The organism is Arthrobacter sp. AK01 (assembly GCF_021109375.1).
GTDB lineage: Bacteria > Actinomycetota > Actinomycetes > Actinomycetales > Micrococcaceae > Arthrobacter.
This window is the reverse complement of sequence record NZ_JAJOHP010000032.1, coordinates 1-17,843: the sequence shown is the minus strand read 5'-3', so window position 1 is coordinate 17,843 and position 17,843 is coordinate 1. Positions and strand designations below refer to the sequence as shown.

Below are 17,843 nucleotides of genomic sequence, written 5' to 3'. Positions count from 1 at the left end.
GGGCTGATCACGAATGATCGCCCGGGACGCGGTTCCCGTTGCAGAAAAGCTAGCTGATGGCGGATTTCATCTCATCCACGGCTTTCTTCCCGGCTTCTTCCGGCGAGAGCCTGTTGAACATGACCTCCGACGTGTAGCGCTTGATGATTTCCTGGATGGCACCTGCACCCTTCGGCGGAGCGGCCGGGGCTTCGCCGAGCTCTTCCTTGATGGCGCCGATGAAGTCGACCACCTTGACGTCCGCCTTCGCGAGCTTCGGGGCGATTGCGTCGCGGACCTCGGAGTTGGGGTAGACGCCGCGGTCGGCCAGCAGGATCTCTCCGGCCTTGGCGTTGTTGGTCAGGAAGTTGATGAACTTCGCTGTTTCTTCAGGGTGCTTGGTCCGCGATGATGCCGACCAGAACTGCGACGCCTTGTACCAAAGGCCGGCGTCCTCAGCCTTGCCGGTCTTGGACGGGAACCGAAGGATCTGCAGTTCGCCGCCGGAAGCCTTCTCGAGGGCGGGAAGCTGGTTGGACCACCAGAATGCCATGCCGTTCTTACCGGTCGCCAGGCCGCTCTGGTCCAGCGGTGCGGCTTCGGCTTCGACAATCTCCGATGCCGTGGGCACTGCCTTGTTCTCGCTCATCTGCTTCAGGAATTCCCAGTAGCCCTTGATGTCCGAGGGCTCGAAGCCGAGCTTTCCGTCCTGGGTGTAGAGCGACTTACCGTTCTGGCGCAGCCACACCCCGAGGGAGGCTTCGTCCGTCCCGTAGGCCGCAGCACCGTAGGTCCCCTTGGGAGACTTGGCTGTCACCTCGGCTGCAATGCGCTCGAAGTCTTCCCAGGTCCAGGTTTTGTCATCCGGAAGCGCTACGCCTGCAGCCTCGAAGACCGCCGGGTTGGCCAGGATGGTGGCGGCATTGATGCCCGCGGCAATACCCGTAAGGCCCTTCTCGCCCTTACCGGCGTTGAGTGCGGCTTCGTCGAGTTTGGACGTGTCAATGTCGTACTTGGAAAGGTCAAGCAGGGCACCGCGGGTGGAGTATTCGGTGATGTACTTTTCGTCCATCTGGATGATGTCAGGAGCATCGTTGGCCGCAACCTGCGTGGCCAGCTTGTCCCAGTAACCGCTCCAGTCGCCGTATTCAGCCTTGACCTTGATGTTGGGGTTCTCGGCCTCGAACGCCGCGATGGCTTCCTGTGTCAGCTGCGCACGCTTGTCGCCGCCCCACCACGAAAAGCGAAGCTCGACTTTTCCGTCAGCGCTTTTCGCCTCGGATCCCCCGCCACAGGCGGTGAGGGCGAGTACCGCGGCGGCTGTTGCTGCGATGAGGGCAGAGGCGCGGAGCCTGCGCTTGGCCTTGGGTGCTTCAGCACGGGTTGCGGGGGCGATTGCTTCACCCTTTGAATTTACCGGCACTGTTGTCTCCGATCTTCATTGATCCTGATGCGATATGAGAAAGCGTTTTCTTACTGTTGATTATGGTACAAGTCACAGTCTTGTATGACAAGACGTTGACTTGTACTACTTGTTGGTGGCGTCCGACGGCGGCACTCACCAAAAGGGGGCGGCATGCGCCCCCTTCTGGTGGAACGATCGGTCTACTTGATGCCTGTGGTGGCGATGCCCTTGATAAGGAAGCGCTGGCCGAACAGGAAGACCAGGAATACGGGGAGCAAGGACACGATGGACATTGCGAAGAGTGATCCCCAGCTGGTGGCGGACTGCGAGTCAACGAAGGCCCGCAAAGCCACCGGCACGGTGAACATATCCGGGTCCGTCAGGTAGATGAGGGCGCCGAAGAAGTCGTTCCAGGTCCAGATGAACGTGAAAATGGTGGTGGTGGCCAGGGCCGGGACCATCAGGGGCAGGATGACGCGAAGGAAGATCCGGGGGTGGCCGGCGCCGTCAATGCGCGCTGCCTCATCGAGGTCCTTCGGGATGCCGCGGATGAACTGGACCATGAGGAACACGAAGAACGCATCCGTGGCCAGGAGCTTGGGCACAATCAGCGGCCAGAACGTATTCACCCAGCCGATCTGCGAGAACAGGATGTACTGGGGCACGATCACCACGTGGAAGGGCAGCATGATGGTCAACAGCATGATGCCGAAGAAGATCTTCTTGCCACTGAACTGCAGGCGGGCGAAGGCGTAGGCGGCCATGGAGCAGGAGACTAGGTTGCCAACGATCGAGCCCAGGACCACGATCGCGGAGTTGATCATGTAATGCCCGAACGGGTGCGTCAGCGCGGACCAGCCGTCGGTGTAGTTGCTCATCTCCAGGTTCTCCAGCCAGAGACCCGGCTCGCGGAAGATGAGGTCATTGGGGCGCAGGGAGGAAACCACCATCCACAACAGCGGGTAGATCATGACGCCGCCAACAAGGATCAGGATGGCGTGCTTGATCAGGCCCTTGATGCGGGCGCTGCGGCTATAGGCCAGGTTTCCCCGGGATTCACGGCGGCGCGGGCTCTTACCGGACGTGGCGTCAGAGGAGGAAGCGGCGGGGAGGGTCTGGAGTTTAGTCATCGTAGAACACCCAATACTTTGAAGCGATGAAGTTGATGGCAGTGAAGGCACCGATGATGACCAGCAGGAACCAGGCCATCGCTGAGGCGTAACCCATATCGAACTGGCCGAAGCCCTTTTGGTACAGGTACAGGGTGAAGAACATGGTGGAGTCGGACGGGCCGCCGTTGCCTCCGGAGACGATGAACGCCTGCGTGAACGACTGGAATGAACCGATGATCTGCAGCACCAGGTTGAAGAAGATGATGGGGCTCAGCATGGGGAGCGTGATCCGCCAGAACTGCTGCAGCGTGGTTGCGCCGTCCACCTTGGCTGCCTCGTAGTACATCACCGGGATCTGGCGCAGGCCGGCCAGGAAGATGATCATGGGGCTACCAAAGGTCCAGACGTGCAGCAGGATGATGGAGCCCAGTGCGGTGTTGGGGTCAGAGATCCACCCCGGCCCTTCAATGCCCACCATCGCAAGGACCTGGTTCACCAGGCCGGTGGTGCCGAAGATCTGCTTCCAGAGGATGGCAACAGCAACGGAACCGCCCAACAGGGAGGGCAAGTAGAAGATGGAGCGGTAGAACGGAAGGCCGCGAAGACCCTTGTCCAGGACCAAGGCAATCACCAGCGCAACAGCCAACTGAAGCGGAACACCCACCAGGACGTAGGTGAAGGTGACGCGCAGCGAGTTGTGCAGGCGGGCATCGCCGAACATCCGGACAAAGTTGTCCAGGCCGACCCATTCCGGTGGCTGCAGGAGATTGTAGTCCGTGAAGGACAGGTACAAGGACATCAGCATGGGGCCCACGGTGATCGCAGCCAGGCCGAGCAGCCAGGGAAGAAGGAACACGTAGGCGGCCTTATTGTCGCGGCCGTTCGCCTTCTTCTCTTCTTTGGTCATGGGGCCCTTGCGACGGGTCATCGTGGAGAGTTCGCCAATGGCGCTCATTGTTTCCCCCTCGCCGGAGCGCGAACGCCTTGCGGCGTCCCCGTGTTTGTTACAGCGGCCATGTGGTCTCCTTTGGTCATCGTGGCCATCCACGGAGTTCGAGTCTGGGTGGTACTTGCCTTGCGGGGGCGCCGCCATACTTCCGGCGCTCCCCCATGGGAAGCCAGGATTCGGGTCCCGGCTTTCAGCGGCTCCGTACCAAAGTAAACGTTTTCTTGACCCATGTACAGCCTTTTGCTAATTTTTGAGAAAGCGTTTTCTTGCGAAGCCGCCCCCATCGATTTCCCCACGCTGAAGAAGCACGGCGTGCACTTCCGCACACCACCCCGCACCGACAAGGCTGGACATAATTGTTTCCCACCGACTCCGCCTGCCATGACCACCGCTGACATGGCAGAATCGCCCAACCGCCCCAGCGCGCTGGCCGGCTACGAAGATTGGCCCGGGTATGCGGCGCGCCATCAGCACGTGGCCGGCTCGCCTGAAGCGGGGCAACTGGCCGACACACTTGGGGTTCCTGCCGTAACACCGGACCTTGGGTACACGGTGCACTCGGAAGCGGAGCACGACGGCGTCATCACCTCGTCCCTTTCCTGGCAGTTGGGCTTCGGGCCAAGAACCTCCGCATGGTTCGTGCGGCCGGCCGGCGCCACGGGACCACTGCCCGGCCTGCTCGCCCTGCACTGCCATGGTGGCATCAAGGCTTACGGCGCCGAGCGGCTCGTGTCCCTTCCTGCAGGCGCCGAAGACCACGACGGCGGTACCTCCACTGCTGGCGGCTTCGGCCGCCTGCCTCGCGGATTGAGTCGAAAGCTTTACGGCGGGCGGGCACCCGCCACGTGGTTGGCACAACAGGGCTTTGCCGTTCTGGCGCACGACGCTTTCATGTGGGGCAGCCGTCGTTTTGAGCTGGATCCCCTGCCTTGGCGGACTGCCAAAGCGGTCGACGGCCAGCAGGCACTCTGGCGGGAGGCCGGCGTCGAACCCTCCGCGGCGGAACAGTACGACTCAGCGGCGGCTGCCCACGAGGAAACAGTGGCGAAAGCTGCCACGCTGCTCGGAAGCAGTGTTGCCGGAACCGTGGCGCATGACGACCTCGCGGCACTGGGTATCCTGGCATCGCTGCCGGGAGTGGACCGGGATCGGCTCGGTTGCCTGGGCTTCTCCGGCGGAGGTGGCCGGGCTTTGGTGCTGGCCGCCCTCACTCCCCGGATCCGTTGCTACGTGGTGACCTGCATGATGACCACTTTTGAGTCGCTCCTGCCTTCCTACCTCGACGCACACTCCTGGCTGCTGCATTCCCCTGGCCTGGCCAGGCTTGGAGACTGGCCGGACCTGGCTGTGCGCTCCAACGCCCACGTCCTGGTCCAATACGGACTGGCCGACCACCTCTTCCCCGAACAGGGCATGCGCGACGCCCATGCCCGTTTGTCGTCACGCATGCCCACCCGCTACACGGGCAGCTTCTGGCAGGAACCCCACGTTTTCACCCCGGCCATGCAGGACGAGGCCGCGGCCTTCCTCACCGCAGCCCTGCAGCCCACACACCCCGCCAGTTCCACCGCACCTGATCCCGCTAGGACGGACTCATGACCCAGCCTTTGACCACCTCAACTGCGGATGCCCAAGCCCGGCTCCCCCGCATCGCACTGGTGGGCGTGCACGGATTCGGCGAACGGCACTTGGACAAGCTTGATCGCCTGAGCGCTGCCGGCCGCGTCGAACTGGTTGCCGTGGCCGATCCCCTACCCCCGGCGGAGGGGAAACTCAGCCACGGGGTTGACGTCTTCACGTCCCTTGATGAGCTCCTCGCTGCTGGAACCGCGCCGGACGTGGTGATCGTCTCCACGCCCATCCAGACCCACGCGCCTTTGGCCCTCGCTGCCCTCAAAGCCGGCGCCAATGTGTATCTGGAAAAGCCACCAGTAGCGTCCATGGAGCAATACGAGGAAGTCATGGCAGCGGCGGCGAGCGCCGGACGACTGGTTCAAGTGGGGTTCCAGAGCCTGGGTTCCGAGGCTCTGCCCGCGATCGAAGCACTCGTGGCATCCGGCGGCATTGGTGAGGTCCGGGGCATCAGTGCCACTGGCATGTGGCTGCGCACCAAGGGGTATTTCAAGCGCTCCCGGTGGGCCGGGAAGCGCAGCCTGAACGGAACCGACGTGGTGGACGGGGTGGCCACCAACGCCCTGGCGCACGCCGTTGCTACCGGGCTGCGGCTGGCTGGTGCCAGGACAGTAGCGGATGTCGAATCCGTAGACACCGATCTCTACCGGGCCAACGACACCGAGAGTGACGACACCTCAGTGGTGAGGGTACGGACCACGGACGGCACAGTCCTGACCTGCGCCCTGACGCTCTGCGCACCCGTGCAGTCCGCACCGGCGGTCACCATCTACGGGACGTTGGGACAGCTCGCCCTCTCATACACGGAGGACCGAGTGGAGATCACCACGCCCGAGGGTGTCCGGACGCAGAGTTTTGGGCGGAAGGATCTGCTGGAGAACCTGCTGGCCGCCCGCAGTGAGAAGGATCTACTCAGCCCGCTCAGTGGCGCCGGCGCCTACATCTCCGTGCTGGAGGCCATCCGCACGGCAGACTCACCCTTGCCGATCCATCCGGACTTCATCAGCTGGGAGGGCCAGGACGACGACGCCCACCCCGTGGTGCACGGCATCGAATCCTTGATCCGCCGGGCAGCCTTGGGCCAAGCCACTTTCGCGGAGCTCGGAGCACCGTGGACTGACTTGGCCGGGACCTCCCTCACCATCAACGGCACCCCGGTCGCGACCCTCCAGGACGGCACCCACATCCGTGGGACCTCCTCCCCGCGCCCCTATCTCCACCCCGTGCGGACCCTTGGCGGAACGGTGGTCACCGATCACGTCCCCGAAGACCACGTGTGGCACCTGGGTGTAGGTGTGGCACTCCAGGATGTGGATGGCATCAACTTCTGGGGCGGCCGGACTTACACCCGCGACGCAGGGGCGTACGTCTGGCGCAAGGACCACGGCCGCATCGTCACCGAATCCGCGGAGCACAGTGATGGGCATCGGCGCGAACACCTGAGCTGGCTGGGGCCCGACGGCACACCGGTGCTGCGCGAGCAGCGCGAGTGGCGCTGGGCCGCCGTCGGGAATTCAGCGTGGAAACTGACCCTGGACTTCACGCTGGAGTCCGCCACCGGTCGTACCGTACTGCTGGGCAGCCCTGGTTCCAACGGGCGGCCGCAGGGCGGTTACGGCGGCTTCTTCTGGCGGCTGCCCAACGTTGGCGACGCCACCATCTGGACTCCGGACGCGCGTGGCGAGGACGCTGTGCACGGCACCGTGGCGCCATGGCTGGCGTGGTCGGGAACGTTCGACGCCGGAACGTCCGACGCGGCGCACGTCACGGGCTACCCCGGGCTGGGCCACCCGGCAACGCTCGTATTCCTTGCTTCGCCTCAGGCCCCGGACCCTTGGTTCGTCCGGCACTCGGGTTACCCCGGCGTCGGGCTATCGCTGGCCTGGGATGCCCCGGTATCCGCCGAGCCCGAACGCCCTGTCCACAGGTCGGTCACCGTGCTCGTCACGGATGGCTTCCTGGCAACACAAGACATTGAACTGCTCATCACTACCTTGGGGGAATCGGCATGACCACGCCCACTCAATCCACTCCAGCCCTGGCTGCACTCACGGCTCCCGGCAACGCAGCCGACCGCGCCGTGAAACGCCGCCGCGTGCTGGACATCCTGGACGCCGCAGGACGCGACTCGCTCCTGCTCACTTCCAACACGGCGCTCACCTGGTACCTGGACGGCAGCCGCGTCCACATCAGCCTGGCCGGCGACCCCATCGCGGCCCTCCTGGTGGACCGCTCCGGCGACCATCTGGTCACGTTCAACAACGAGGCCGGGAGGATCGCCGCCGAGGAATTGCCGGAAGGCGTCAGCCTGGACACGGTCCCATGGCACGGCCAGCTGCATGCTGCGGCCGCGGGCCTGGCGATCGACGGAGACCCACTGGTGGAGGCTGCAGTCACCTCGGAACTCCGGGCGGCCCGCCAGCAACTCCTGCCCGCCGAGGCAGCCCGGTACGCCTCGCTGTCCGCCGACGCCGCGGCAGCCATGACCGATGTCCTCACAACTGCGACACCGGAAACCACTGAGTTCCAGCTGGTTTCAGAGCTGGCCGCCAGGATCGTTGCAGCAGGTGCCGAGCCGCTGGTCCTGCTCTGCAACGGCACGTCCCGCAGCGACTTCCGGCACCCGCTGGCCACGCACTCCCCCATCGGCAGGCGCGCCATGGCAGTAGTTTGTGCACGCAGGAACGGTTTGGTGGCCAACGTGACCCGTTGGGTGGCGTTCGACGCCGGGACTCCCCGGGAGCTGGACGCCGAGGCCCGCATCGCAGCTGTAGAGGCCGACATCTTCCGGGCCACGGTCCCCGGCGCCAGGCTCAACGAGGTCTTCACCCAGATCCAGCAGGCCTATGCCCGGCATGGATTCGGCGACGATCAGTGGACGCTGCACCACCAGGGCGGCCCAGCAGGATATGCAGGCCGCGATCCCCGGGTCACCGCAGACGTGACGGACACCATCGTCCTCAACCAGCCCTTCACGTGGAACCCGTCCGGTCCTGCCGTGAAGATCGAGGACACGGTGCTGCTCACGGATTCCGGCCTGCGGGTCCTGACCACGGACGATCGCTGGCCGACCACCGAAGTGGACGGCCGCCGTCGTCCGCTGACGCTCCGCCCCTGACTCCTGCACCCAACACTCCCGCACCCAACCACGAAAAGGGGCGGGGGGGGCCCCAACACGGTCCCCCCCCCCCCCCCCCCCCCCCCCCCCCCCCCCCCCCCCCCCCCCCCCAACCCCCCCCCCCCCCCCCCCAACCGGGGGGGGGCACACCACCCCGGCCCCCCCGCCCCTTTATCGTGTGCGCTTACCCAAGTAGGTCGCAGTTGGGTGGGTTAGCTGAGTGTCAGCACGCCGTCCACTCGCCGCGGGATTCCCAGCGGGTTGGCGTCGTGCAGCGCCGGGTGCAGGACAGACTCGGGGGCGTCCTGGTAGGCCACTGGACGCTGGAAGCGGCGGACCGCAGTGGCGCCAACTGAGGTGAACAGCGAGGTAGTGGCCGGGTACGGGCCGCCGTGCTGCTGGGCCCAGTTCACGGCAACACCCGTGGGCCAGCCGTCGAACAGGACCCTGCCAGCCAAACCGCTGAGCTGCTCCACGAGTGCGGAGACGTCTTCACCCGGTTCGGCGTGAACGGTGCCCGTGAGGCTACCCGGAACCTTCGCCAGTGCCGCGGACAGTTCCTCCTGGTTGGCGTACTCGATGAGCAGCGTGGTGGGGCCGAAGCACTCCTCCAACAGCTCATCGGGGCGCTCCAGCACGTTGGCCGCACTGGTGGAGAACACCACGGGTGCGGCGCCGTCGGCCAGGCTGTCCTGCTGGACGGTGCCACTGACGACGGCAACACCCGGCTGGTCTGCGACGTTCCGGAGCCCGTCCGGGTACGCCTCGGCGATGCGCTCGGTGAGCATGGCGGCTGTCGGCTTGTCCTTGCTTGCCTCAGCCAGGTGTGACGCAAAGTCCGTGCCGGCCGGGATGAAGACCAAGCCGGGCTTGGTGCAGAACTGGCCCGCACCCATCGTGAAGGAGCCTGCCAGGCCAGCAGCCAGCTGTTGGCCTCGCTCGGCCAGCGCGTCCGCCGTGATGACTACAGGGTTCAGGCTGCCCAGCTCGCCGTAGAAGGGGATGGGCTCCGGGCGGGACGACGCGAGGTCGAACAACGCGCGGCCGCCGGGGATGGAACCAGTGAAGCCGACGGCCTTGATGGCGGGGTCCTGGACCAACGCTGTGCCGGCCTCGCGCCCGCTGACCAAGGCAAAAACCCCGGCGGGAGCTCCGGCCTTGGCCAGGGCGTCGCTGACAATCTCGGCGGTCCGCTCGGAGAGGCGGAGATGTCCCGAGTGCGCCTTGACGATCACCGGACAGCCAACAGCCAACGCGGAAGCAGTATCGCCGCCGGCCACGGAGAACGCGAACGGGAAGTTCGACGCCGAGAACACGGCCACCGGGCCAATCGGACGCAGGATGCGGCGCAAGTCGGGCTTGGGCGGAGTGGCCGTAGGGTCGGCGTGGTCAATGACGGCTTCCAGGTACGAGCCCTCGGTCATCACGTGCGCGAACAGTCGCAACTGGCCACTGGTCCTGGCTACCTCGCCCGTGAGCCGGACAGAACCCAGGCTCGTCTCGGAATCGGCGATGGCCACCAGTTCGGTGACGTTGGCGTCCAAGGCGTCAGCGACGGCGGTCAGCCAGGCTGCACGCTCGGCGTCAGAGGCTGCTGCGGTCACTTTTGCGGCCTCGGTAGCTGCCGCCGTGATGGCGGTCAGGTCAAGAGTTGCTGTACTCAATGCGGTTTCCTTTACTCTCGGGGGCGGAGCTGTCAGGGGCAGCCACCTCAGGTGTGTGCGGCTTCCCGCCGAAGTCGAAGCCGAGCCCGTGAAGGCCTGAAGACGTGAGCCGGCTGTTGCGGATGCGAACCGGGGAAGGCCCGGACAGGATGCCAAGCTGACCGAATGAGGCGTCCTCAACGTCCTCCACGCTCACGGCCTCGGCCAAGGTGAGTGCCAGCTGCCCGGACAGCTCCGGGAGCAGGTGCGGCGCCACCCGGATGCTGTTGGCACGGGCAAGCTCAACGATCCTGCGGAAGGGCGTAATACCGCCCACCCGGACGATGTTGGGCTGGATGATGTCCACGGCTTCAGCTTCGATGAAATCGCGGAAACGGTAGATCGTGTGGACGTTCTCGCCCAGGGCAATGGGCACGGGCGAGTGCTTGCGCAAGCGGCGGTAGGCCCAGAGGTCGTCGGCGCGGATCGGTTCTTCCAGCCACTCCAGTCCGTGCTCCCCCAAAACATCCAAGGCACGGAAGGTGTGGGCGAGGTCCCAACGCTGGTTGGCGTCGATCATGAGCAGCCGGTCAGGGCCGATCACAGCCCGCACGGCGGCGACGCGTTCGGCGTCTTCGCGGAGTTCGGGCTTGCCCACCTTGATCTTTACGGCGTTGTGCCCCGCGGCAACCCACCGCTGGGCTTGCTCCACCAGCTGATCCAAGGTGTAGTGCAGGTTCACGCCGGAACCGTAGACCTCCACGGATTCCTGGCGCTGGCCCAAAAGCCCGGTGACGGATGTGCCCGCCTGCTGTGCCTTCAGGTCCCACAGGGCAAGGTCCACACCTGCCATCGCGATGGTGGTGAGGCCTCCCCCGCCTGCTTCGTGCAGCCGCTTCCACAGTTGGTCCCACACGATCTCCGGGTTGGCTTCCAAACCCACGATGAACGGTGCGATGTCGTGATCCAGCAGAGCCTTCACCGCCTGGGGACCAATGGTAGGTGTCCACGAGAAACCGTGGCCCGTACCGCCGTCGTCCGTGGTCAGTTCGGTGACGATCACATGGTTCTCGGGCGCCTCAGCACCCCAGCTGCGCAGCAGCGGGACCGTGATCAGCCGGGTGGCGAGGCCCGTAATGCGGGCCGGCATCAGCTGCCGGCCAGCTCGTGGCCCTTGGCCAGGATGGACTTGAGCTCCAGCAGTTGTTCTTCGCTGGGGTCAACCAGCGGCGGACGGACCGGGCCAACGGGCAGCCCGGCGAGGCGCAGGCCTGCCTTGATGAGGGAAACGCCAAAGCCCGGAGTCTGGTCGCGGAGCCGGACCAGCGGCGCGTAGAAACCTTCCAGCAGGGCGTGGCGGCGCTCTTCGTCACCGGAGACGTAGGCGTCGTAATAGGCCTTAGCGATTTCCGGGGCCATGGCGAACGCCGCGGAGGAGTACAAGGGGATGCCGAGGCCACGGTAGGCACCCTGCGTCAGCTCAGCGGTCAGCAGGCCGTTGAACAGGGCGAAGTCGGTGCGGCCGCTGGCGTTGATCGCGGAGACGATTTCCTGGGCCAGTCCGACGTCGCCGATTCCGTCCTTGAAGCCAACAACCTTCGGGTTGGCAGTGAGGCGCGTGATCGCCTCTGCGGTGAACTTGGCCGTACCGCGGTGGTACACGATCACCGGCAGGCTGCTCGCGGCGGCGATGGCTTCGACGTAGGCCACCACGCCGTCCGTGGGCCCGGTGACCAGGTACGGCGGGAGCACCAGGAGGGCGTCTGCGCCTGCTTCCTCAGCCACCTTGGCTGCGGCGATGGCGTGGCCCAGGGGTCCACCGGCACCGGAGACCACGGGAACAGCTCCTGCAACGGCCTCGACGGCGGCAGTCACCACAGTGCGGATCTCATCGAGCGAGAGTGCGTGGAATTCGCCGGTGCCGCAGGCGGGGAAGACACCGCCGGGGCCGAACGGAAGACGGGAGGTGATGTGCTCCTTCAGCAGGGCTACATCTACCGAGCCGTCCTCGGCAAAGGGCGTGACGGGGAAGAACAATACGCCGTCGAAGTTCATGGGGTCTCCTTGGTTGCTCCCGCCGGGACCAGGCCGGCGTGGTTCTCGTCGTTGAGTTCTGCTTGTTCGGTTGCTGCTCTGTCTTCGCCCTCGAAAGCCGGCCTAAGCTCGGTGCGCCAGGTGCGCTTGGGCGCCCAGCCGAGGAGTTCGCGGGCTTTGTCGATGGAGAATGCCGGGCTGGTTCCGGTCAGCTGTTCAGTGAGTGGGCCGCTGCCGGGAAGGAAGCGCGGGAACAATTCCGCCAGGGGCGCTGTAGCCAGGGCATCCCTGGCGCCAACGAAGAAGACCTGGCCGTTGGGAATTGAGTCCATCTTGTCCAGGAGCACGTCCAGGAAGTCGGCCACGTCCCGGGCATCCACGTAGTTGAACAGTGCCGGTGCTGAAAGCGCTGGGTCCTGCAACCGCTCGCGGACCGTGTGTCCCTGCTGCGTCAACGCGCCTTCCCATTCTTCCGGGGAGATCACGTAGCAGGGGCGGAAAGCCGCGTACCGGATCTTGTCCCCCTGCGCGGCCGCGAACATCTGCACGGTCTGCTCGGCGATCAGTTTGGACAACGCATACGCGTTCCACGGCTTGGGCGGCGTCCGCTCGTCCAGCGGGAACGACGGCGGCAGCCACCCGGCCGGTGAGCCATAGCCCAGGGCGGTGGGGCTGGACGCCGTCACGATCTTCGGGACGCCCGCGTCGGTCGCCGCACTGACCACCGCGTAGGCGAGCCGGGTGTTCGTGCTGAAAATGACGTCCTCGGGTGCGCTGAAAGGTACGGCAATAGCAGCGAGGTGGATCACGGCGTCGGGCGCTGTTTCGCGGATGAGCCGCTCCGCTTCCCCCGGTGCCAAAAGATCCGCGGTGTACTGCTCGGCTCCGGCGGGCAGCTGCTCCGCGGGGATGGCGTCCCGGTCCACCGAGATGACCTTGTGGCCCGCATCGGCGAGACCGGCCACCACACTGCGTCCGAGCCGGCCGGAACCGCCGGTGACGAATATCCTGCTCATGGTCGTTTCCTTGCTTGGGTAGTGAACCGGTCAGGCCTGGCTGCGGCTGAGATCAACGCCGAGGCCAAGTTCGCTGATGCGGACGGGAAGGTCGGTCTCAAGGGATTGGTTGCCGGCGATGCCCACCGATACGGACCGGAGTCCGTCGATGTAGCCGGACGGGCGGCCCAGCGGGTCAGCGCCGGGACCGTTGAAGAGGTCCGAGAGCAGCAGGTTGTCGCCGCCCCCGTGGCCGCCTTCGCCGTTGATGATCGGGACTTCGTAGGCAGCTTCCCAGTGGCGCTGGACCACCAGGCGTTCACCGTTGCGGCGTACCGCGTCTTCCTCCTCGATGGGAGTAGCGCTCGGGTCCACCACGGTCTTCTTGTCCGTGCTGGACTCGACGGCGGCGCGCTCCACCACTTCGAGTTCCGCACGGCCTTCGGTGCCGTTGACGGTGACACGGTAGCCTTCCCACGGGCTGTGGGCGTTCAGCGAGTAGCTCAGCGTCGGCCCGCCCTGGTAATCCACCACGAGGGCCAGGTTGTCCTCGATGGTGATGCCCTCGGTGAACACGTCTTGGTCACGGATGTAGCCGTCAAACTTTTCGTTGTCGTAGTACAGGGCCTTCAAGCGCTCGTCGTCGCGCATGTCCAGGCGGAAGGGATCGTGCTCCAGGCCGTCAACGGTGCCGCGCTCGGGGCGGGCTCCCAGGCCGCGCTCGGCGGCGTTCTTGTCGCCGTAGAAGCGCAGGCCACCGGAGGCAAACACGCGCTCCGGAACATCGTTGATCCACCAGTTCACCAGGTCGAAGTGGTGGGAAGCCTTGTGGATGAGCAGGCCACCGGAGTTCTTCTTTTCGCGGTGCCAGCGGCGGAAGTAGTCGGCGCCGTGCACAGTGTCCAGCACCCAGCTGAAGTCGATGGACGTGACTTTTCCGATCACGCCGTTCTGGATGACTTCCTTGAGCGCGCTGTTGCGTGGCGAGTAGCGGTAGTTGAACGTCACCACTACGTTGCGGCCGGTCTTCGCCACGGCGTCGGTGATTCGGCGGCAGCCGTCAACGTCAATCGTCAGCGGCTTTTCAACCACGACGTCGGCACCCGCCTCGAGTGCCTCAACGATGTAGTCCGCGTGGGTGTAGTCGGGCGTCGTGACGATAACGCGCTCGATGCCGTTGGACTGGATGAAACTTGTGAGCTCGCCGGGCTCGAAGGAAGCCACCGGCTCTGCTCCGCCGAGTTCCTTGATGAGGTCCTGGTAGAAGTCCACCCGGCCCTGGTTGACGTCGGAAAGCGCAATGAGTTCTGCGACGTCCGCGTGCTGCCCATAGATGGCCCGGATGTACATCTCCGAGCGGCCGCCCGTGCCGATGAGGGCAATGCGGGTCCGCTTGCGGCCACCGGCCTGGGTTGTCGTTGCGGCAGATGCGGTCTGGGTCTCGGCTGAGTCGACGTTGACCATGTGGATGCCCCTTTCGAAAGGCAGGAGTGAACCGCTTGACGGCCCGGCTTCAAGTGGGAAGAATCATGAGAAAGCGTTTTCTCAGAGCGTTATAAGCTTTGTATCAAGACTCTGGCGGTCACGTCAACCATTGCTCCAACGACGGAGCATGCGGGAGGCGACCAATGGGAAGGGGCCACATGGCACGCAGGAACACCAACAGGCGCGTTGGCATTGCCGATGTCGCGGAGAAGGCGGGCGTCTCGCACGCCACCGTGTCGCGCGTCATGAACGGTAATGCCGCCGTGGACCCTGGCATCGCTGCGCGCGTCCGGGCAGCCGCTGCAGAATTGAAGTACCAGCCCAACCCCGTGGGGCGCAGCCTCGCCCTGGGCAAGACAGACACCATCGGCATCGTCGTACCGGATCTTGCCAACCCCACCTTCCAGGCCATCCTCCGCGGACTCAGCATCGCGGCAGCCCAGGACGGGTACCGCGTCCTGATCGCCGACTCCTCCGAGGTCACCAGCGAGGAAGCCATCCTTGCAGGCGAGGCCAGGCGCCGCTGTGACGGCGTGGTGCTCTGCGCCCCCCGCATGGCTGATGCCGAGTTGGAAGAACTTGCGCCCACCCTGCACCCGCTGGTGCTCATCAATCGCACCACCATTGCCACCAACACGCCCAGCCTGAGCGTCGACTACGGGCAGGGCATCCAGGAGTTGGCGCAGCACTTGGTGACGTTGGGCCACCGCCGGCTGGCATTCCTCTCCGGACCCGAGCACAGTGCATCCAACCGCCAACGCCTGGTCGGGCTGGACCAGTTCCGCGCCGAACACCCGGAGATCGAACTGCAGATGCTCCATGGCGGCTCCAACTTCGACTCCGGCCATGAGTCCACCGAGGCCATCATTGCCAGCGGCGCCACCGGAATCCTGGCCTTCAACGACCTCGTTGCCATGGGGTTGCTCAGCGGCCTGCATGAGCGCGGAATACGCGTCCCGGAAGACATCTCCGTGACGGGCTTCGACGACATCCCGTTCGCCAAATACACAACTCCCCCGCTGACCACCGCGGCCGTGCCCATCAACGAGCTCGGAAGCCTGGCTTGGCGGAGGATGCGGGAGCAGATCCAGCAGGCCGGCGAAGCCACCACCCAGGCGCAGGACGAATTCGCCCCCAGGGTGGAGATCCGCAAGAGCACGGCAGCCCCCGCACTCACTCCCGCCAGTTGACACTTAATGCCAATGTTCGGCGAGAACATTGGCATTAAGTGTCACTTCGGGGAGGGGTTTGCCCCCACGCCGGCCTCTTTATAGAAGCCTTGGATGTGCGCGGCCACCAGCTCAGCGGCCTTGCCGCCGTCGTTATTGTTCACAGCAGTGAGGATGGCGCGATGTTCGGCGCGCAGCCGGGTTGACGTAGTGTCCCAATCGGGCAGGTTTCCGGTGAGCTCACCGGCGTAGTTCTCGATCGCACCCCTCAGCGAGGCCATCATGGCGCTGACCACCGAGTTGCCGGCAGCCTGCGCCAGTGCCACATGGAAGCGGGCATCAAGGGCCAGGAAAGTGTCGATGTCAGGCGCCGCATCCATCTGATCCAGGAGCGCAGCAGCTTCCTCCAGCTCCGGCACGCCCACCTTAGCCCGCTCCGCCGCCCAGGATTCAAGCAGGACGCGGGTCTCCACAATGTCCGCCACCGGAAGGTGCCGGGTGGCCACGTGCAGCCGAAGGGTTGAACCCAGCGCGGAGCCCGGCTCGGCGATGACCACTGTCCCGGCGTCCTTGCCCGAACCCACGCCGGCGCGGACCACGCCCATCGCTTCCAGAATCCGGACCGCCTCGCGCACGGAAGTCCGTGACACCTGCAATTGTTCGGCCATGGCGCGTTCACCCGGCAGCCGGCCGCCAAGGGCAAGGTCTCCGTCGGACAACTGCTTCTCGATCCATTGCAGGACCAACTCGTGGGTACGCATAACGGAATACTAGTTGATGTGGTCCAACCACATGGATTACAGTGTGGTTAGACCACAGTGGTAAGACCACAGAATTCAAGGGAGAACCGTATGACCGAGACCCTCGATCCCAAGATCACCGCCGCCCCTGCCAATGCCGGCAGCGACGAAAACGTTACACGCCCCGCCCAGCCGCGCCCCGCCGTCGTGCAGCCGCCCGCGCTGAAACGCCGCGTCCCCAAAGTCTCCGACCTGGCGCCACTGATGCAGTTCAAGAAGCCGGAATTCAGCAAGACCGCACGGCTCAAGCGCGCCAGCACCATCTGGGAACTGCGCGAGATCGCCAAGCGCCGGACCCCGCAGGCTCCCTTCGACTACACGGACGGTGCCGCCGAAGAAGAGATCACGCTGCGCCGCGCACGCCAGGCCTTCCAGGACATCGAGTTCCGTCCCGGCATTCTGCGCGATGTCTCCACGATCGATCTCCGCACGGACATCCTGGGCAAGGAATCACGACTGCCGTTCGGCATTGCACCCACAGGATTCACCCGGATGATGCAGTCCGAGGGCGAGTACGCCGGCTCCCAGGCAGCTGAGGCGGCAGGCATTCCGTACACCCTGTCCACCATGGGCACTGCATCCATCGAGGACGTGGCCACTGCTGCCCCGAACGGGCGCAACTGGTTCCAGCTCTACCTGTGGACGGACCGCGACCGCTCGCTGGAGCTGATCGAGCGGGCTGCCAAGGCCGGCAACGACACCCTTATGGTCACCGTGGACACAGCCGTAGCCGGCGCCCGCCTGCGCGATGTACGCAATGGCATGACCATCCCGCCGGCACTGACCCTGAAGACCGTGCTCGATGCCTCCTATCGCCCGGCCTGGTGGTTCAACTTCCTCACCCACGAACCCCTGACGTTCGCTTCCCTCTCGCGCTACACGGGCACCGTGGCTGACCTCATCAACTCGATGTTCGACCCCACGCTGACCTACGAAGACCTGGACTGGCTGCGGGAAACCTGGAAGGGCAAGCTAGTGGTCAAGGGCATCCAGACCGTGGAAGACGCCCGGCGCGTTGTTGACCACGGTGCGGACGGCATCATCCTCTCCAACCACGGCGGCCGCCAGCTGGACCGCGCACCCATCCCGTTCCACCTGCTTCCGGAGGTCACGACGGCACTGAAGGCGGACAACAGCAAGGCCGCGGTCATGCTGGACACGGGCATCATGAGCGGCGCGGACATCGTGGCAGCCCTGGCCTTGGGCGCCGACTTTGCCCTGATCGGCCGCGCTTACCTCTATGGCCTCATGGCCGGCGGACGTGAAGGCGTGGACCGGACCATCCAGATCCTTGAGAAGGACATGACCCGGACCATGGCGCTCCTCGGGGTCAGCAAGGTGGCGGACCTCAACCCGGACCACGTGCGGTTGCTCCAGCGCTAACCGCACCCAAGTAAGTCGCAGCAAACGCCCCGTTTTTAGGGCCGTAGTGGGGTTTGGGGGGGCCAGAGGGGGAATAGCGGGGATGATTAGCGCACGAGCGCGCCATCCGCGGGGGAACCGTGTGCAACCGCCGCAGGAT

The 17,843-nt window shown here is 65.2% G+C and carries 14 protein-coding genes; 5 read left to right on the top strand and 9 right to left on the bottom strand.

Annotated elements, in window-relative coordinates; all coding sequences use genetic code 11:
* Positions 1–49: 49 nt before the first annotated feature.
* The 3 genes from LN996_RS12760 to LN996_RS12750 all read right to left on the bottom strand — a co-directional run bounded on the left by LN996_RS12760 (position 50) and on the right by LN996_RS12750 (position 3,451).
* Positions 50–1,402: an ABC transporter substrate-binding protein gene (locus tag LN996_RS12760; RefSeq protein WP_231340751.1), complete on the bottom strand. Its 1,353-nt coding sequence runs from the start codon at positions 1,400–1,402 to the stop codon at positions 50–52.
* A 182-nt stretch (positions 1,403–1,584) separates the two neighbouring features.
* Complete coding sequence (locus tag LN996_RS12755) at positions 1,585–2,514, bottom strand: carbohydrate ABC transporter permease (RefSeq protein WP_231340750.1); 930 nt, start codon at positions 2,512–2,514, stop codon at positions 1,585–1,587.
* Positions 2,507–3,451 (bottom strand): carbohydrate ABC transporter permease, encoded by a 945-nt coding sequence (locus LN996_RS12750; RefSeq protein WP_231340749.1) that lies wholly within the window; start codon positions 3,449–3,451, stop codon positions 2,507–2,509. Before LN996_RS12750 ends, LN996_RS12755 begins: the two co-directional genes overlap by 8 nt.
* A gap of 375 nt (positions 3,452–3,826) precedes the next feature.
* On the opposite strand from LN996_RS12750, the gene LN996_RS12745 reads away from it, so the two are divergent.
* From LN996_RS12745 to LN996_RS12735, 3 genes are read left to right on the top strand one after another with little or no spacing between them, the layout of a single operon-like run.
* Positions 3,827–5,044 (top strand): acetylxylan esterase, encoded by a 1,218-nt coding sequence (locus tag LN996_RS12745; protein ID WP_231340748.1) that lies wholly within the window; start codon positions 3,827–3,829, stop codon positions 5,042–5,044.
* Positions 5,041–7,089, top strand: coding sequence for a DUF6807 family protein (locus LN996_RS12740; protein WP_231340747.1), 2,049 nt, complete (start codon positions 5,041–5,043; stop codon positions 7,087–7,089). The genes LN996_RS12745 and LN996_RS12740 overlap by 4 nt, the downstream gene beginning before the upstream one ends.
* Positions 7,086–8,195, top strand: coding sequence for a Xaa-Pro peptidase family protein (locus LN996_RS12735; protein ID WP_231340746.1), 1,110 nt, complete (start codon positions 7,086–7,088; stop codon positions 8,193–8,195). Before LN996_RS12740 ends, LN996_RS12735 begins: the two co-directional genes overlap by 4 nt.
* A gap of 212 nt (positions 8,196–8,407) precedes the next feature.
* Here the strand turns inward: LN996_RS12735 and LN996_RS12730 are convergent, their stop codons facing one another.
* From LN996_RS12730 to LN996_RS12710, 5 genes are read right to left on the bottom strand one after another with little or no spacing between them, the layout of a single operon-like run.
* Positions 8,408–9,859, bottom strand: a complete 1,452-nt coding sequence (locus LN996_RS12730; RefSeq protein WP_231340745.1) for an aldehyde dehydrogenase (NADP(+)) — start codon at positions 9,857–9,859, stop codon at positions 8,408–8,410.
* Complete coding sequence (locus LN996_RS12725; RefSeq protein WP_231340744.1) at positions 9,840–10,988, bottom strand: mandelate racemase/muconate lactonizing enzyme family protein; 1,149 nt, start codon at positions 10,986–10,988, stop codon at positions 9,840–9,842. Before LN996_RS12725 ends, LN996_RS12730 begins: the two co-directional genes overlap by 20 nt.
* A complete protein-coding gene (locus LN996_RS12720; protein WP_231340743.1) occupies positions 10,988–11,893 on the bottom strand; it encodes a 5-dehydro-4-deoxyglucarate dehydratase in 906 nt (301 codons plus the stop codon). Before LN996_RS12720 ends, LN996_RS12725 begins: the two co-directional genes overlap by 1 nt.
* Positions 11,890–12,888, bottom strand: a complete 999-nt coding sequence (locus LN996_RS12715; protein WP_231340742.1) for an NAD(P)-dependent oxidoreductase — start codon at positions 12,886–12,888, stop codon at positions 11,890–11,892. Before LN996_RS12715 ends, LN996_RS12720 begins: the two co-directional genes overlap by 4 nt.
* A gap of 30 nt (positions 12,889–12,918) precedes the next feature.
* On the bottom strand, positions 12,919–14,331 hold the full coding sequence (locus tag LN996_RS12710) for a Gfo/Idh/MocA family protein (RefSeq protein WP_231340741.1): 1,413 nt from the start codon (positions 14,329–14,331) through the stop codon (positions 12,919–12,921).
* 179 nt (positions 14,332–14,510) lie between these two features.
* Between LN996_RS12710 and LN996_RS12705 the strand changes: the two genes are divergently transcribed.
* Complete coding sequence (locus LN996_RS12705; RefSeq protein WP_231340740.1) at positions 14,511–15,542, top strand: LacI family DNA-binding transcriptional regulator; 1,032 nt, start codon at positions 14,511–14,513, stop codon at positions 15,540–15,542.
* Positions 15,543–15,583: 41 nt separating this feature from the next.
* On the opposite strand, the gene LN996_RS12700 is transcribed toward LN996_RS12705, so the two are convergent.
* Positions 15,584–16,282 carry a FadR/GntR family transcriptional regulator gene (locus LN996_RS12700; protein ID WP_231340739.1) on the bottom strand — a complete coding sequence of 233 codons (699 nt, stop codon included), beginning with the start codon at positions 16,280–16,282 and terminating at the stop codon, positions 15,584–15,586.
* Positions 16,283–16,372: 90 nt separating this feature from the next.
* Between LN996_RS12700 and LN996_RS12695 the strand changes: the two genes are divergently transcribed.
* Positions 16,373–17,704 carry an alpha-hydroxy acid oxidase gene (locus LN996_RS12695; protein WP_269215702.1) on the top strand — a complete coding sequence of 444 codons (1,332 nt, stop codon included), beginning with the start codon at positions 16,373–16,375 and terminating at the stop codon, positions 17,702–17,704.
* The last annotated feature ends 139 nt before the right edge of the window (positions 17,705–17,843 follow it).

Coding starts and splice junctions, on each gene's coding strand:
- LN996_RS12750 (WP_231340749.1), bottom strand. CDS start 3,451: ATGAGCGCCATTGGCGAACTCTCCACGATGACCCGTCGCAAGGGCCCC.
- LN996_RS12725 (WP_231340744.1), bottom strand. CDS start 10,988: ATGCCGGCCCGCATTACGGGCCTCGCCACCCGGCTGATCACGGTCCCG.
- LN996_RS12715 (WP_231340742.1), bottom strand. CDS start 12,888: ATGAGCAGGATATTCGTCACCGGCGGTTCCGGCCGGCTCGGACGCAGT.
- LN996_RS12735 (WP_231340746.1), top strand. CDS start 7,086: ATGACCACGCCCACTCAATCCACTCCAGCCCTGGCTGCACTCACGGCT.
- LN996_RS12710 (WP_231340741.1), bottom strand. CDS start 14,331: ATGGTCAACGTCGACTCAGCCGAGACCCAGACCGCATCTGCCGCAACG.
- LN996_RS12700 (WP_231340739.1), bottom strand. CDS start 16,282: ATGCGTACCCACGAGTTGGTCCTGCAATGGATCGAGAAGCAGTTGTCC.
- LN996_RS12705 (WP_231340740.1), top strand. CDS start 14,511: ATGGCACGCAGGAACACCAACAGGCGCGTTGGCATTGCCGATGTCGCG.
- LN996_RS12740 (WP_231340747.1), top strand. CDS start 5,041: ATGACCCAGCCTTTGACCACCTCAACTGCGGATGCCCAAGCCCGGCTC.
- LN996_RS12695 (WP_269215702.1), top strand. CDS start 16,373: ATGACCGAGACCCTCGATCCCAAGATCACCGCCGCCCCTGCCAATGCC.
- LN996_RS12755 (WP_231340750.1), bottom strand. CDS start 2,514: ATGACTAAACTCCAGACCCTCCCCGCCGCTTCCTCCTCTGACGCCACG.
- LN996_RS12720 (WP_231340743.1), bottom strand. CDS start 11,893: ATGAACTTCGACGGCGTATTGTTCTTCCCCGTCACGCCCTTTGCCGAG.
- LN996_RS12745 (WP_231340748.1), top strand. CDS start 3,827: ATGACCACCGCTGACATGGCAGAATCGCCCAACCGCCCCAGCGCGCTG.